A 14,647-nucleotide genomic window follows, 5' to 3' on the forward strand; every position below is an offset into this window, starting at 1 on the left:
CCGCGCACCTAGACTCCGGCGGATGCCCCCGGCCGCCCGCAGCAGCGCCCCCCGCACCCTCGCCGAGGACCTGCGCGCGCGCGGCGACGAGGACCTCGAGGCCCTGTTCACCGCCCGCCCCGACCTGGCCACCCCGCTGCCCACGTCCACCACGGCGCTGGCCACCCGCGCCACCACCCGCGCCAGCGTGCAGCGCGCGCTGGACGGGCTGGACACCCCGGCGCTGCAGGTGGCGGAGGTGCTGGCCGTCCTGCCGGACCCCACCGGCGCCACCGCGGTCTCGCGAGCGTGGGGCGCGCGCGCGAACGACGTCCTGTCCCACCTGCGGCGCCGGGCACTGGTGTGGGGCCCGGACCGCCGCCTGCACCTCGTGCACGCCGTGCGGGAGCTGCTGGGCCCGCACCCGGCCGGCCTGGGCCCCCCGCTGGCCGACGCCCTGGGCCGCCGCTCCCCGCAGCGCCTCGCGGAGCTGCTGGAGGACCTGGGCCTGCCGGTGAGCCACGACCCGGAGGTGGCGCTGCCGCGGCTGGCGGCGCACCTGGGCGAGCCCGCCACCCTGGAGGCGCTGCTGCGCGAGGCCCCCGAGGGGGTGCGGGCGCTGCTGGACCGGCTCACCTGGGGTCCGCCGACGGGGTCGGTGGAGCGCGCCGACCGGCAGGTGCGGGTGGCCGGTGCGAGCGGCCCGGTGGACTGGCTGCTGGCGCACGGGCTGCTGGCGGTCTCCGGGCCCGGCACGGTCGTGCTGCCCCGCGAGGTGGGCCTGGCCCTGCGCGGCGGGAGGGTGCACCGCGCGCCCGACCGCGAGCCGCCCGCCCCCCGGGTACAGCCGCGCCGCCCGCAGGTGGTGGCCGCCGCGGCGGCGGAGGCAGCGGCGGAGGCGTGCCGGCTGGTGGAGGAGCTGGGCCGGCTGTGGGGCGCCGCTCCCCCGCCGGTGCTGCGCGCCGGCGGCGTGGGCGTGCGCGAGCTGCGCCGCACCGCCGCCGCGCTGGAGGTCGACGACGCCACCGCGGCGCTGGTCGCGGAGGTCGCCCACCTGGCGGGCCTGGTCGCCGACGACGCCGAGGTGGAGCCGCGCTGGCTGCCCACGCCCGCCTTCGACACCTGGTGCGAGCAGGACGTCCCGGCCCGCTGGACGGCGCTGGCCCGTGCCTGGCTGGTCTCCACCCGGGTGCCGGCGCTGGTGGGCACGCGCGACGCGAAGGGGGCGGTGCGCAGCGCGCTGGGACCGGACCTGGACCGCGGGCCGGTCCTGCCGGTGCGGCGCGCGGTGCTGGCCCAGCTCGCGGCGGCCGGCGCGGACGGGGCCGCGGAGGCGGAGGACCTGCTCGCCCGGCTGCGCTGGGAAGCCCCCCGCCGCGCCGGCCGGCTGCAGGAGGACCTGGTGCGCTGGACGCTGCGCGACGCCGGGTGGCTGGGCGTGCTCGGCGCCGGGGCGCTGTCCGCTGCGGGCCGGGCGCTGGCCGGTGGTGACGACGAGGCGGCCGCCGCCGCCCTGGCCGCGGCCCTGCCCGAGCCGGTCGGCGAGGTGCTGCTGCAGGCGGACCTGACGGCCGTGGCGCCCGGTCCGCTGGAGGTCCACCTGGCGCAGCGGTTGGCGGCCCTGGCCCGGGTGGAGAGCCGCGGCGGGGCCACCGTGTACCGCTTCGACGCCGCCACCGTGCGCCGCGGCCTCGACGAGGGCCTGACCGCCGACGACGCGCTGCGCTTCCTCGCGGACGTGTCCGCCACCGGGGTGCCGCAGCCGCTGGAGTACCTGGTGCGGGACGTGGCGCGCCGGCACGGGCGGGTGCGGGTGGGCCGGGCCGGCAGCTACGTGCGCGCCGAGGACGCCGCCGTGCTCGCGGAGCTGCTCTCGGACCGCCGGTGCGCGCAGCTGGGTCTGCGCGCGCTGGCACCCACGGTGCTGGCGGCGGCCGCCGAGCCCGACGAGGTGCTGGCGGCGCTGCGGGCGGCCGGCCTGGCACCGGCGGCGGAGGGCCCCGACGGGGAGCTGGTGGTGCGCCGCCCGGTGGCGCTGCGCAGCGGTGCGCGGGGGCTTCCGCGACCGGTCACGGGCGAGCCGCCCCCGCCGTCGCCGGCGCTGCTGTCGGCGGCGGTGCGCTCGCTGCGGGCCGGCGACGAGGACGCCGCGGCCGGGGAGCGCCGCCGCGCGGAGCACGCCGACGCCCCGGCGCTCAGCCACCTGGACCCGGCCACGTCGCTGGTGCTCCTGCGCGAGGCCGCCGGTGAGCGGCGGGCGGTGTGGATCGGCTACGTGGACGCCGACGGCACGCCGCGACGGCACCTCGTGGAACCGATCGGCGTCGAGGGCGGTCGCATCACCGCGTTCGAACGCGCCGAGCAGTCGGTGCGGACCTTCTCGGTGCACCGCGTCACCGGTGTGGCCGCACGGGAGGAGTGAGCCCCCGGGCGTCGGCTAGCGTCGTGGCCCGGACAGCGCCGCCCCGGCCGGGGTGGCGCGGCTGGACGAGGTCGAGGGGAGCACGGGCGATGGGCGAGCCGGAGCGGGGCGAGGAGCGGCGCTCCTGGTGGGAGGGGGGTCCGGACCGGCCCGGCTCGCACGCGGCGGCGCCGGACGCCCACGACCCCTACCGCGCGCAGGACCAGCGGCACGGGGACGACCCGCACCGCGGGGGCACCCCCTACCGCGGGCACGACCAGGACGCCACGCGCGCGGTTCCGCACGCCGGTCCCGGCGCGGCGGGGGACGCGACCGCGGGGTCGCCGTGGTCGGCGCCGGGCTCCTGGCCGGACTACCCGCCGCTGGCGACCCCGGGCGGGCAGCAGCCCCCGGTGGACGGCCGGCCGCAGGAGCAGCCGCACGCGCAGGGCTACGGCCAGCCGTACGCGCAGAGCTACGGGCAGCCCTACAACCAGGTCCACGGCCAGCCCGCGGACCCCCACGGCCAGCCGCCGGTGGCGGGGTCGGCGCACGCCGTCCTGTGGACGGCCGTGGGCGGCGCGGTGCTGCTGTTCAGCGGACTGGGCTGGATCGCGGCGATCGTCGCGCTGGCGCTGGCACCCGGGGCCCGGCGGGACGTCCTGGCCTCGCAGGGCGCCAGGCGCGGCCTGGGGCACGTGCTCGCCGGGAAGATCGTCGCCTGGGTGACCCTCGCCCTGTCGCTGCTGTTCGTCGTCGGTCTCGTGGCGTTCATCGCCTGGCTGAACGGCCAGGGTCCCGCCTACTACGACGGCTACGACTACACCGACTCCATCAGCACGCCCGTGCGGCTGTGAGCCCGTTCACCGGCGCCTCCGCGGCGCGTCGCGGAAGCACGCGGCGCGCGCCGGGGTTGGACCCGCTGTGACCGACGGCCCCCTCATCGTCCAGAGCGACAAGACGCTGCTCCTGGAGGTCGACCACCCGCGCTCGGGTGCCGCCCGCGCGGCGATCGCCCCGTTCGCGGAGCTCGAGCGCGCCCCCGAGCACGTGCACACCTACCGCCTGACCCCGCTCGGGCTGTGGAACGCCCGAGCTGCCGGGCACGACGCCGAGCAGGTCGTCGACACCCTGCTGGAGTTCTCCCGCTACCCCGTCCCGCACGCGCTGCTGGTGGACGTCGCGGAGACGATGTCCCGGTACGGGCGGCTGCAGCTGGTCAACGACCCCGCGCACGGGCTGGTGCTGCGCGCCCTGGACGCGGCGGTGCTGGAGGAGGTGCTGCGCTCCAAGAAGGCCGCTCCCCTGTTCGGCGAGCGCCTGGCACCGGACACGGTGGTGGTGCACCCCAGCGAGCGGGGCAACCTCAAGCAGGTGCTGCTGAAGCTGGGCTGGCCGGCGGAGGACCTCGCCGGCTACGTCGACGGCGAGGCGCACCCCATCGCCCTCACCGAGGACGGCTGGTCGCTGCGGCCGTACCAGTCCGAGGCCGTGGAGGGCTTCTGGCACGGCGGTTCGGGTGTCGTGGTGCTGCCGTGCGGGGCGGGCAAGACGATGGTGGGCGCCGGCGCGATGGCGCGGGCGAAGGCCACCACGCTGATCCTGGTGACGAACACCGTCTCGGCGCGGCAGTGGCGCGACGAGCTGCTCAAGCGCACCACCCTCACCGAGGACGAGATCGGCGAGTACTCCGGCGCGCGCAAGGAGATCCGCCCGGTGACGATCGCCACCTACCAGGTGGTGACGACGAAGCGGAAGGGCGTCTACCCGCACCTGGAGCTGTTCGACGCGCGCGACTGGGGCCTGATCGTCTACGACGAGGTGCACCTGCTGCCCGCGCCGATCTTCCGGATGACCGCGGACCTGCAGGCGCGCCGGCGCATCGGCCTGACGGCGACGCTGGTGCGCGAGGACGGCCGCGAGGGCGACGTGTTCTCCCTCATCGGCCCCAAGCGCTACGACGCGCCGTGGAAGGACATCGAGGCGCAGGGCTACATCGCCCCGGCCGACTGCGTGGAGGTCCGCGTCACGCTGCCCGAGAGCGAGCGCCTGGCGTACGCGACGGCCGAGGACGAGGAGCGGTACCGGCTGTGCTCGACGTCGCCGGCGAAGTCGCGGGTGGTGGAGAAGCTGGTGGCCCAGCACGCCGGGGAGCCCACGCTCGTCATCGGCCAGTACATCGACCAGCTCGACGACCTCGCCGCCCGCCTGGACGCCCCCGTCATCAAGGGCGACACGTCCGTGAAGGAGCGCCAGCGGTTGTTCGAGGCGTTCCGCCACGGCGAGGTCACCACGCTGGTGGTGTCCAAGGTGGCGAACTTCTCCATCGACCTGCCGGAGGCGAAGGTCGCCATCCAGGTGTCCGGGTCGTTCGGCTCCCGCCAGGAGGAGGCGCAGCGGCTGGGGCGGGTGCTGCGCCCCAAGGGCGACCACGGCACGGCCCGCTTCTACACGGTGGTCTCCCGCGACACCAAGGACCAGGACTTCGCCGCGCACCGGCAGCGGTTCCTCGCCGAGCAGGGGTACGCGTACCGGATCGTGGACGCCGACGACATCGACGGCGGGGTCCCGGACGCCGACGGGGTGCTGCCGGGCACCTGAGCCCGGTCCGGGCCGTGGGGACGCGCCGGCCGCCGTCGGCGACGACCGGCCGCGCCTCAGCACCCGCCCGAGGGCTGCACGGGGTCCGTGCCGCCGGTGGTCGCGGCGGGCGGGGAGGACGAGCACACGCCCGTCCCGGGAAGGGTCAGCCGCACGTCGGCCGCGGCCCCGTCGTCACCGGCCAGGTGGGCGGCGATGGAGCGCACCTGCTCGTAGCCGGTGGCCAGCAGGAACGTCGGGGCGCGGCCGTAGCTCTTCGCCCCAGCGGTGAAGAAACCGGCCTCGGGGTGTGCGAGGACGTCGGCGCCGTGCGGGGGCACGGTGCCGCAGGAGTGGAGCTCCGGGTCGATCATCGGAGCGAGCCGGCGGGGCGCCTCGACGGCGGGGTCCAGGTCCAGGCGCAGCTCGCGCAGCACCCCCAGGTCGGGCCGGAAACCGGTCGCGGCGACGATGACGTCCACCGCCAGGCGCCGCTGCCCGGCCGGGGTCTCGGCCACCACGACGACCTCCGTGCCGTCGGCGGAGGGCTCGAGGGCGCTGGTGGTGACCTCGGTGTGCAGCTCGACGTGCCCGGACTCCACCGCTCGGCGCAGCCGTGCGCCTAGGGCACCGCGGGCCGGCAGGCCGTCCAGGTCGCCGCCGCCGAGGACGCGCCGCACCGAGGCGCCGCGCACCGCCCAGACGATGCGGGTGGCGGGGCCGTCGGCGGGGTCCTCCTCGGCCAGGGCCACCAGGTGCAGCAGCGTGTTGGCCGCGGAGTGCCCGGCGCCGACGACGAGGACGCGGCGGCCGGCGAAGCGCTCGCGCTCCGCGCCCAGGACGTCGGGCAGGGGGCCGGCCAGGAAGGCGGCGGCCTCGGCCTCGCCCGGGGCCGGCAGGCCGGAGGCGCCGAGGGGGTTGCGGTGCTCCCAGGTGCCGGAGGCGTCGATCACGGCGCGGGCGTGGTGGTCGGCGACGACGTGGCGGCCGTGCTCGTCCGTGGTCCGCACGCGCACCAGGAAGGGCTGCTCGTCACGGCGGGGGCTGCGGGTCTTGTCCAGGCCGACCCGGCTGACGGCGACGACGCGGGCACCGGTGCGGATCCTCGGCGCGAGCTGCTCGGTGGCGGCCAGCGGCGCCAGGTACTGCTCGACGAGGTCGTCGCCGGTGGGCAGCCCGGTGGGCTCCGGGTGCCGCCACCCGGTGCGCGCCAGCAGGCGGGCGGCGGCGGCGTCGACGTCGTGGCGCCAGGGCGAGAACAGCCGGACGTGCCGCCAGGCGCGGACGGCGGCGCCGACCTCGTCGCCGGCTTCGAGCACGAGGGGTTCCAGACCGCGCTCGAGCAGGTGGGCGGCGGCGGCCAGGCCGATCGGCCCGGCGCCGACGACGGCGACGGGCAGGCGGTCGGTGGGGGTGGTCACGACGGGTTCCTCCTCAGCGGGTGGGCACGGTGACGCCGGCCCGTCCATCGACATCCGTCGATGTCCTTCGGCGCCGACCCTTGCACTCGGGATCCACGACTGTCAATATCGACAGCGGTGAATGCCTGGTGCCACACTGGCGACGCGGCCACCACCCCCGGCCACCCCCGCACGCCCGAGGAGCCCCCCGCATGACCACCCCCCGCGTGCTGTTCGTCTGCGTCAAGAACGGCGGCAAGTCGCAGATGGCGGCAGGCCTGATGCGCCGGGCCGCGGGCGCCGCCGTCCAGGTCGACTCCGCCGGCACCCGCGCCGGCAGCGCCCTGAACGCCCGGTCGGTCGAGAGCCTGCGCGAGGTCGGCGTCGACATCTCCGGGGCGCAGCCCCGGCAGCTGACCGACGAGGCGGTCCGCGAGGCCGACCTCGTGGTCGTCCTGGGTTCCGAGGCGCACGTCGAGCCGGTCGGCGACACGCCGGTGGAGGTGTGGGAGACCGACGAGCCGTCCACGCGCGGCATCGAGGGCGCCGAGCGGATGCGCCTGGTGCGCGACGACATCGCCGCCCGCGTCGAGCAGCTCGCACGGCGACTGGGCGCCACCGGCCAAGGAGCACCCGGCCCCCGGGACGCCGCGTCCGCCGGCTAGCCGGGCTCCGCGCCGGGCGCGGCGCCGAGGGAGACCAGCTGCCGCAGGCAGTGCTCCAGCAGCGGCTCGGGGAAGCCGTCGGCCAGCCGGTAGTAGGCGATGCGGCCCTCCTTGCGACGGGTGACCATCCCGGCGGTGCGCAGCACCCGCAGCGCGTACCCGGCGACGTCCTCGCTGACCCCCAGGGCCAGGGCCGTGTCCCCCACGCACAGCTCCTCCACCAGGTCCAGCGCGTACAGCACCCGGGCGCGGGTGGGGTCGGCGATGAGGCTGAGCGCGGCGGTCAGCTGGGCGGTGGCCTCCGCCGACGGCAACCGGGAGCGCGCCCGGGCCACCCGCCCGGGGTCGACCGGGTGCTCGTGCGCCTGCTCCGCCCCCGCTCGGTCCGTGAACCCGTCCACGTCGTCGCGTTACCCGTACGGACGTCTGGGTATGCGCTCCTGTGCCCCGGTGTTGCCGCGGCCGGCGAGAGGCCGGCCCGCGCCGGGACGGGGAAGGAGTACGCATGAGCACCGTCAGCGACATGGTCAGCACCTACCCGAAGGACCTCGGCGGCGTGGACCGCGACAAGCTCATCGCCTGCATCGAGGCGTGCTTCCGCTGCGCGCAGGCGTGCACCGCGTGCGCGGACGCCTGCCTGAGCGAGGACTCGGTCGCCGAGCTCACCAAGTGCATCCGCACCAACGCCGACTGCGCGGACGTCTGCGACACCACCGGCCGGGTGCTCTCGCGCCACACCGGCTACGACGCCAACGTCACCCGTGCGGTGCTGCAGGCCTGCGCCGCCGCGTGCAAGGCCTGCGGCGACGAGTGCGGGCAGCACGCGGACATGCACGAGCACTGCCGGGTGTGCGCCGAGGCGTGCCGGGCCTGCGAAAGCGCCTGCGAGGAGCTTCTCGCCACCCTGGGCTGAGCCGGCACCGCCTGAGCGGAGTCGGGGCCCGGGGTCGGGCGCCACCACCACGACGTCGGGAGCAGGAGGAGGGAGCAGCGTGTCGTCCTACCTCGGAGCGCTGTCGGTGCTGGGATCCGCGCTGCTGGGCATCGGCGCGCTGCACCTGCTGGCCCGCCTGACCGCGGTGGCGCCCGACCCCGTGCAGAGCCTGCCGTTCCTGTCCGGGCACGACCCGACCGAGCACGCCCTGTCGCGCTTCCACGTGCGCTGGTACCCGGTGACGCTGATCTTCCTGGCCTTCGACGTGGAGATGCTCTTCATGTACCCGTGGGCCGTCGTGGTCGCGCAGTCGGGCGCCGGTGCGGTCGTCGAGATGTTCGTCTTCCTCGGCGTCCTGCTCGCCGGTGTCGCCTGGGCCTGGCGGGAAGGAGCCCTGCGGTGGGTCTGAGCCGGGCGCTCGCGCGGTGGGCCGTCCGGCGCTGCCACGTCCTGGTGGTCGAGGTGCCCGGCGCCACCGGCCAGCGGATCGCCGTGGAGCGGGCGGTGGCGGCGCGCTCCTGGGTCCTGGCGCAGTCCCCCGCCGAGGCCGACGTCCTGACGGTGTGCGGCCGTCCCGGCCCGGGGATGCAGGAGGTCGTCGCCCGGCTGTGGGACCACCTGCCCGGGCCGCGCACCCGTGTCGACGTGGTGGTGCCCGAAGGGGCGGAAGCCGCCCTGGACGCCGCGGCCACCGCCCTGCTGGAGGACGCGCCCCACCGCGAGGACGCCCGCTCCCGCACCGACGCCGGCGTCCAGGACCACGGCGACACGGACCACGGCGACATGGACCACGGCGACATGGACCACGGCGACACGGACCACGGCGACACGGACCACGGCGACACGGACCACGGCGACACGGACATGCCGATGCCGGGGGGCATCGGCACCGCGAGCGGCCGGGAGGACCGGGACGGGCTGGAGATGGACGTCCTGCACGTGCCGCTGGGGCCGGTCCTGCCGCACTGGCCGGCGGGCCTGGTGCTGACCTGCACCCTGCAGGGCGACGTCGTCGTGGAGGCGACCGCCGAGGTGCTCGACCCCGCCGAGGACCCCGGCGGGCCGGGCACCGGCGACCCGCGCCGCGACGTCCTGGTGAGCCGGTGCGACTCGGCGGCCCGCCTGCTGGCGGTCGCGGGGTGGGACTCCGCCGCAGGCGAGGCCAGGCGCGTGCGCGACCGCTGCCTGGACGGCGCGCCCCTGGCGGAGTGCGCTGCACCGCTGGAACACCTGGCGCGCCGGGTCGCGCGCTCCCGTTCCCTGCGCTGGTCGTTGCGGGGCTCGCGCACCGCGACGGGCCCGGACGACCACGAGGGCGTCGAGCTGCTGGACCGGCTGCGCGGCTGGCTGGAGCAGGCCCGCGCCGCCGGCCGGGCACCGGAGGACGCGGGCACGGGCACCGGGCGGGACGCCGGCCCGGTCCCGCCCGAGGCGCTGCCGGACCTGGTGACCGGGCTGGACCTGGCGGCGGTGCGCCTGGTGGTGGCCGGCGCGGACGTGGCCGTGGTTCGCGCCCCGGAGGTGGCCGGTGCTTGAGGTGGTGGAGGTCTCCGCCGGCTGGGCGCCCGTGGCCGCGCTGCTGGTGGTCCTGGCCGCGCTGTGGGCGGGGTGCCTGGAGGGTGCGCTCCGAGCCCGGTCGGCGGGCAGCGCTGCCGCTCGGGGCTGGTCCGCCCCCGTGGCCGAGGTGGCGCGGCTGCTGCGTCAACGGCGCCGGACCCTGGTGGCGGCGGATCGGCTGCTGTGGCGCCTGGGCGGTGGCGGGCTGCTGGTGGCGGCGCTCCTGATGGTCGCGGTCGTGCCGCTGGGCCGCTGGACACTGGCGGACCTGAGCGTGGGCGTCGTGTGGTTCAACGCGATGGACGTGCTGGTGTGGGCGCTGGTGTGGATGGCCGGGTGGGGACCGAACAGCGCGCACGCCCTGGTGGGCGGGTACCGGTTCCTCGCCCAGGCGCTGGCGTACGAGCTCCCGCTGATGTTCGCGCTGACCGCGCCCGCAGTGGCCGCCGGCAGCCTGCGCGTCGGAGACCTCGTCACCGCGCAGCAGGACCTGTGGTTCGCGGTGTGGATGCCGGTGGCGTTCGTCGTCTTCTGCGCCGGCGTGGTGGCGTTCTCCGCGTGGGGACCGCTGTCCGCCGCGGCCGGTGGCGACATCGCCGGCGGGGTGCTCGCGGAGGTCTCCGGGGTGGACCGCCTGCTGCTGCTGGCCGGGCGGTACGCGCTGCTGGTGGCGGGTTCGGCGTTCGCCGTGGCGGCGTTCCTGGGTGGCGGTGCGGGGCCCTGGCTGCCGGAGTGGTTCTGGATGCCGCTGAAGACCCTGCTGCTGCTCTCGGTCCTGGTCGCCGTGCGCGGCCGGCTGCCGGTGCTGCGCCCGGACCGGCTGGTGGAACTGGGCTGGGTCGTCCTGCTGCCGCTGACCCTGCTGCAGCTGCTCGTGGTCTCCGTCGTCGTGGTCGTGAGGTGATCGAAGTGGGAACCGTGTTCGAGGCCGTCCTGTTCTGGGTCCTGGCAGCGGTGGCCGTGGCCGCCGGCATCGCGGTGTTCCGCACCGGCTCCATGGCGCGGGCCACGTACGCCCTGGCGGTCTCGTTCGTCGCCGTCGGCGCGCAGGTCCTCCTGCTGCACCTGGACTACGTCGGCGTGGTGACCGTCCTGATGATGGTCATGGAGATGGCCGTGATGGGCGTCTACATGGTCATGTTCATGGGCATGAACCCGGCGCTGATGCCGATGAGCATGGTGCACTCGCACAGGACCTCGATCGGCGTGGCGGTCGGGACCTTCGTCGTCCTGGCCGGTGGCGCGCTGCTGGTGCCGTGGCCGGAACGTCGCGGCGCACCCGCCGCGGACCTGGTCGCATCCCTGGGCGAGGCGACCATGGGCTCGAAGATGCTGGTGATGCTGGTCGTCAGCCCGGTGCTGTTCGCCACCATCGTCTCCGCGCTGGTGCTGGCCCACCCGCGCAGCCGCTACGACCGCTTCGGCGACGACCTGCGCCGCGGGCCCGCCGACGACCCGCAGCCGGGAGGGGTGGGGCGGTGAACCTCGAAGCGGTCCTGGTCGTCGCCGCCGCCCTGTTCGCGGTGGGTTTGTACGGGGCGATCTCCCAGCAGGTCGTCGTCATGGTGATGATGGGCCTGGAACTGATGGTCAACGCGGTGATCCTGGCTGCGGCGGGCCTGTGGTGGTTCCTGGCGCCCTCCCCCGACGGGCACGTGCTGCTGCTGGTGGTCATCGCGGCGATGACCGTGGAGATGGCGATGGGTTTCGCCGTCGCCACGCTGCTGCACCGCTCCCGCGGCTCCGACACGACCGACGCGGCCTCGGACCTGAACCGGTGAGCGCCGGGTGGGCGTTGTGGGTCCTGGTCGCGCTGCCCGCCGTGGCCGGCGCCGTGCTGACCGCGGCCGGGGTCCTGACGGGCGGCCGTCAGCGGTGGGCGCCGGTCACCGCGATCGCGGTGCTGGCCGTGGAGTGCGCCCTGGCGGTGCTCGTGGCGGTGCAGCGGCCGGTGGTGTCGGCGTCGTTCCTGCCGTTCGCGGACTTCGGCGTGGGCGTGGACGGCCTGGCCGCCCTGGTGGTCCCCACCGTCGCCGCGGTCGCCCTGCTCGTGCTCGTCTTCGCCGCCGGCGACGTGGACACCGCCCGGGGGCGCTTCTTCGGGCTCGTGCTGCTGTTCGTCGCCGCGGTCGTGGTCACCGCCACGGCGACCACGCTGCCGGCGCTGCTGTTCGCGTGGGAGGTCATGGGCGCCACCTCGTACGCCCTCATCGGGTCCTCCTGGTGGCAGCGGGACCGGGTGGCAGCCGGGGACACCGCCTTCCTGACCACGCGGCTGGCCGACCTGGGCCTGTACCTGGCGGTGGCCGCCGCCCTGGCCGGCGGGGGCGGCCTGGCGCTGTCCGACCTGCCGGCGGCGAGCCCGGGCTGGCGCGACGCGGTCGCCGCGGGCGTCCTCGTGGCGGCTCTCGGCAAGGCGGCGCAGCTGCCGTTCTCGTTCTGGCTCTCGCGCGCGATGGAGGGCCCCAGCCCGGTCAGCGCCCTGCTGCACTCCGCCGCGATGGTCGCCATGGGTGCCTACCTGCTGCTGCGCGTCGAACCGCTGCTGACGGCCACCGGCTGGGCGGCGACGGCCACGGCCTGGACCGGGGCGGGCACCGCCGTGCTGCTGGGGGTGGTGGCGGTGGCGCAGCGCGACCTGAAGCAGCTGCTGGCCGCCTCCACCGCCGCCCAGCTCGGTCTCGTCGTGCTGGCCGCGGGCGTCGGTTCCGTCGCAGGAGGTGGCGCCCACCTCGTGGCGCACGCCGCGACGAAGGCGCTGCTGTTCCTGGCCGCCGGGGCGTGGCTGTCGGCCCTGGGGACCAAGCAGCTGCACGCCCTGCGCGGGGTGGCCCGCCGCCGGCCCGCGGTGGGCGTGGCCGCCACCGTCGGTGCGCTGTCCCTGGCCGGGATCGCGCCGCTGTCGCTGTGGGCGACCAAGGACGAGGTCCTCGCCGCCGCGCTGCGCACCTCCGGGTGGCTGTACGCCGCGGGGCTGCTCGCCGCCGTGCTGTCGGCCGCCTACGCCGGCAAGGTGCTGGTGCTCATCCGGCGGCGCCCGGCGCGAGGGGTGGAGGACGGGTTCGACACCGAGGAGGCCGGCGACCGGCACGTCGGGTGGCTGGAGGTGACCCCGCTGCTCGTCCTGGCCGTGCCCGCCGCCACCCTGAGCGTGGTGGCCCTGCCGCCGGTGCGCTCGGCCCTGCTGCGACTGCTCGGGGAGCAGGGCCCTGCCGCGCCGGGGCCGGTGGAACCGGTCGTCTCCGCCGTGCTGGCCCTGCTGACCGTGCTGGCCGTGCGGCGCTGGGGGGTTCCCGAACCGCGGTGGGCCAGGGACTGGCTGGGGTTGGCGCGGCTGGCGTCGGTGGGCGTGGTGCGGCCCACCGAACGCCTCGCGCACCTGCTGGCGCGCTTCGACGACGCGGTCCTGGACCGCGTCGTGGAGGGGACCGCGGCGGCGACGTCGCGCGTGGCCCGCTCCGCCGCGCACCTCGACCGCGCCGGCGTCGACGCCGCCGTCGAGGGGGTCGCCACCGGTGCCCGCCGGCTGGGGGGCCTGGCGCGGCGCCCGCACACCGGCCAGGTGCACCACTACTACGTCCAGACCGTCGCGGTCCTCGCCGCCGGTGTCCTCCTGCTCGTGCTGGTGAGGTGATCGTGCTCAGTCTCGTGGTCTTCCTGCCGCTGGTCGTGGCCGTGGTGCTGGCCCTGGCGCGCGGTCTGCCCGACGCCGTCGCCCGCTGGACGTGGCTGGCGCTCAGCGTCGTGGAGATCGTCCTCGTCGCCGCCATGTGGCTGCGCGGTCCCGAGCCCGCTGCCGGCGGGTTGCAGTTCGAGGAGCGCGTCCGCTGGCTCCCGACGGTGGGCAGCAGCTACCACGTGGGCCTGGACGGGTTGTCCTGGCCGCTGCTGGCCCTGACGGTGGTGGTCTTCGCCGCCTGCTCCGTGCACTCCCTGGGTGAGCAGCGCCGTCCCCGCCAGCAGGCCGCGCTGTTCTGCTTCCTGCAGACCACGTGCCTGGGCCTGTTCGCCGCGCAGGACCTCATCCTGTTCTTCGTCTTCTTCGACCTGTCCATCGTCGGCATGTACTTCGTCATCGCCGGCTGGGGTCACGGGGACGCGGCACGCTCGGCGCTGAAGTTCTTCCTCTACACCTTCCTGGGGTCGCTGGCCCTTCTGGTGGGTTTCATCGGCCTGTACCTGGCCGCCGAGCCGCACACCTTCGACATCGTCGAACTGACCCGCGCCGCTCCCCTGCAGGGGCAGGGGTGGGCGGGGAACCTCGTCCTGGGTGCGATCCTGCTGGGCCTGGCGGTGAAGACGCCGACGTTCCCCTTCCACACCTGGCTCCCGCCGGCGCACACCGACGCACCCTCGGTCGGCTCGGCGGTCCTGGCGGGCGTGCTGCTGAAGATGGGCACGTACGGTTTCGTGCGCATCGCGATGCCGGTCCTGCCGGACGCCTGGCGCGCCTGGGCGTGGGTGGTCCTCGCGGTGGGCATCGTCTCGGTCCTGCACGGCGCGCTCGTCGCGCTGGCGCAGACCGACCTCAAGCGCATGGTCGCGTACACCTCCGTCAACCACATGGGGTACGTCGTCCTCGCCGTCGGCGCCGCCGGGATCCTCGCCGACTCCACCGAACAGGCGCGGCAGGTGGCGGTCGTCGGCGCGGTGACGCAGATGGTCAGCCACGGCCTGATCACCGCCGCGCTGTTCCTGCTCGCCGGGGTGCTGCACGACCGTGCCGGCACCTACGACATGGGCTCCTTCGGCGGGCTGGCCCGCCCGGCACCCCGGTACGCGGCCCTGTTCGCCGTCGCGGCGTTCGCCTCCCTGGGCCTGCCCGGTTTCAGCGGGTTCATCGCCGAGTTCCAGGTGTTCACCGGCAGCATCGCCACCGCTCCCGTCGCGGCGATCGCCCTGCTCGGCATCCTCGTCACCGCCGCCCTGTTCCTGCGGGCGATCCAGCGACTGCTCACCGGCGAGGCGGGCGAGAGCTCCAGGGGTTTCCGGGACGTGCGCACCGCCGAGGTGTGGTCGGTGGGGCCGCTGCTGGTGCTCTCCCTGCTGATCGGGGTGTTCCCGGCGCCGCTGCTGGAGGTCGTCGAGCCGGCCGCCGCCGAACTCGTCGACCTCGTGGGGAGGTGACGCT

The 14,647-nt window shown here is 76.1% G+C and carries 14 protein-coding genes; 12 read left to right on the forward strand and 2 right to left on the reverse strand.

Annotated elements, in window-relative coordinates; translation table 11 throughout:
- The first annotated feature begins 22 nt into the window (after nt 1-22).
- The 3 genes from ACRYR8_RS03785 to ACRYR8_RS03795 all read left to right on the forward strand — a co-directional run bounded on the left by ACRYR8_RS03785 (nt 23) and on the right by ACRYR8_RS03795 (nt 4,981).
- The gene (locus ACRYR8_RS03785; RefSeq protein WP_432482743.1) at nt 23-2,401 is read left to right on the forward strand and encodes a helicase-associated domain-containing protein; all 2,379 of its coding nucleotides are present in this window, start codon (nt 23-25) and stop codon (nt 2,399-2,401) included.
- A gap of 89 nt (nt 2,402-2,490) precedes the next feature.
- Entirely contained in the window at nt 2,491-3,237 is a 747-nt protein-coding gene (locus ACRYR8_RS03790) for a hypothetical protein (RefSeq protein ID WP_432482744.1), read from the forward strand.
- Nucleotides 3,238-3,304: 67 nt separating this feature from the next.
- Entirely contained in the window at nt 3,305-4,981 is a 1,677-nt protein-coding gene (locus tag ACRYR8_RS03795; RefSeq protein WP_432482745.1) for a DNA repair helicase XPB, read from the forward strand.
- A 56-nt stretch (nt 4,982-5,037) separates the two neighbouring features.
- On the opposite strand, the gene ACRYR8_RS03800 is transcribed toward ACRYR8_RS03795, so the two are convergent.
- On the reverse strand, nt 5,038-6,381 hold the full coding sequence (locus ACRYR8_RS03800; RefSeq protein WP_432482746.1) for an FAD-dependent oxidoreductase: 1,344 nt from the start codon (nt 6,379-6,381) through the stop codon (nt 5,038-5,040).
- Nucleotides 6,382-6,572: 191 nt separating this feature from the next.
- Here ACRYR8_RS03800 and ACRYR8_RS03805 point away from each other — a divergent pair, with 191 nt between their 5' ends.
- A complete protein-coding gene (locus ACRYR8_RS03805; protein WP_432482747.1) occupies nt 6,573-7,025 on the forward strand; it encodes an arsenate-mycothiol transferase ArsC in 453 nt (150 codons plus the stop codon).
- Here ACRYR8_RS03805 and ACRYR8_RS03810 read toward each other — a convergent pair.
- On the reverse strand, nt 7,022-7,426 hold the full coding sequence (locus tag ACRYR8_RS03810) for an ArsR/SmtB family transcription factor (protein WP_432482748.1): 405 nt from the start codon (nt 7,424-7,426) through the stop codon (nt 7,022-7,024). The two genes, ACRYR8_RS03805 and ACRYR8_RS03810, sit on opposite strands and share 4 nt — an antisense overlap.
- Nucleotides 7,427-7,530: 104 nt before the next feature.
- Between ACRYR8_RS03810 and ACRYR8_RS03815 the strand changes: the two genes are divergently transcribed.
- The 8 genes from ACRYR8_RS03815 to ACRYR8_RS03850 all read left to right on the forward strand — a co-directional run bounded on the left by ACRYR8_RS03815 (nt 7,531) and on the right by ACRYR8_RS03850 (nt 14,643).
- Complete coding sequence (locus ACRYR8_RS03815) at nt 7,531-7,938, forward strand: four-helix bundle copper-binding protein (protein ID WP_432482749.1); 408 nt, start codon at nt 7,531-7,533, stop codon at nt 7,936-7,938.
- Nucleotides 7,939-8,017: 79 nt separating this feature from the next.
- Nucleotides 8,018-8,368 carry an NADH-quinone oxidoreductase subunit A gene (locus ACRYR8_RS03820; protein WP_432482750.1) on the forward strand — a complete coding sequence of 117 codons (351 nt, stop codon included), beginning with the start codon at nt 8,018-8,020 and terminating at the stop codon, nt 8,366-8,368.
- Nucleotides 8,359-9,495, forward strand: coding sequence for a hypothetical protein (locus ACRYR8_RS03825; protein WP_432482751.1), 1,137 nt, complete (start codon nt 8,359-8,361; stop codon nt 9,493-9,495). Before ACRYR8_RS03820 ends, ACRYR8_RS03825 begins: the two co-directional genes overlap by 10 nt.
- A complete protein-coding gene (locus tag ACRYR8_RS03830; protein ID WP_432482752.1) occupies nt 9,488-10,420 on the forward strand; it encodes an NADH-quinone oxidoreductase subunit H in 933 nt (310 codons plus the stop codon). Before ACRYR8_RS03825 ends, ACRYR8_RS03830 begins: the two co-directional genes overlap by 8 nt.
- A gap of 14 nt (nt 10,421-10,434) precedes the next feature.
- Nucleotides 10,435-10,998: an NADH-quinone oxidoreductase subunit J gene (locus tag ACRYR8_RS03835; RefSeq protein WP_432482823.1), complete on the forward strand. Its 564-nt coding sequence runs from the start codon at nt 10,435-10,437 to the stop codon at nt 10,996-10,998.
- Nucleotides 10,995-11,297, forward strand: a complete 303-nt coding sequence (gene nuoK, locus ACRYR8_RS03840) for an NADH-quinone oxidoreductase subunit NuoK (RefSeq protein WP_432482753.1) — start codon at nt 10,995-10,997, stop codon at nt 11,295-11,297. The genes ACRYR8_RS03835 and nuoK overlap by 4 nt, the downstream gene beginning before the upstream one ends.
- Nucleotides 11,294-13,150, forward strand: coding sequence for a proton-conducting transporter transmembrane domain-containing protein (locus tag ACRYR8_RS03845; protein ID WP_432482754.1), 1,857 nt, complete (start codon nt 11,294-11,296; stop codon nt 13,148-13,150). Before nuoK ends, ACRYR8_RS03845 begins: the two co-directional genes overlap by 4 nt.
- 2 nt (nt 13,151-13,152) lie before the next feature.
- A complete protein-coding gene (locus ACRYR8_RS03850) occupies nt 13,153-14,643 on the forward strand; it encodes a complex I subunit 4 family protein (RefSeq protein ID WP_432482755.1) in 1,491 nt (496 codons plus the stop codon).
- Nucleotides 14,644-14,647 lie beyond the last annotated feature (4 nt).

The sequence above is a fragment of the Kineococcus esterisolvens genome (assembly GCF_050871405.1).
Classification (GTDB): Bacteria; Actinomycetota; Actinomycetes; order Actinomycetales; family Kineococcaceae; genus Kineococcus.

Coding starts and splice junctions, on each gene's coding strand:
- ACRYR8_RS03785 (WP_432482743.1), top strand. CDS start 23: ATGCCCCCGGCCGCCCGCAGCAGCGCCCCCCGCACCCTCGCCGAGGAC.
- ACRYR8_RS03790 (WP_432482744.1), top strand. CDS start 2,491: ATGGGCGAGCCGGAGCGGGGCGAGGAGCGGCGCTCCTGGTGGGAGGGG.
- ACRYR8_RS03805 (WP_432482747.1), top strand. CDS start 6,573: ATGACCACCCCCCGCGTGCTGTTCGTCTGCGTCAAGAACGGCGGCAAG.
- ACRYR8_RS03815 (WP_432482749.1), top strand. CDS start 7,531: ATGAGCACCGTCAGCGACATGGTCAGCACCTACCCGAAGGACCTCGGC.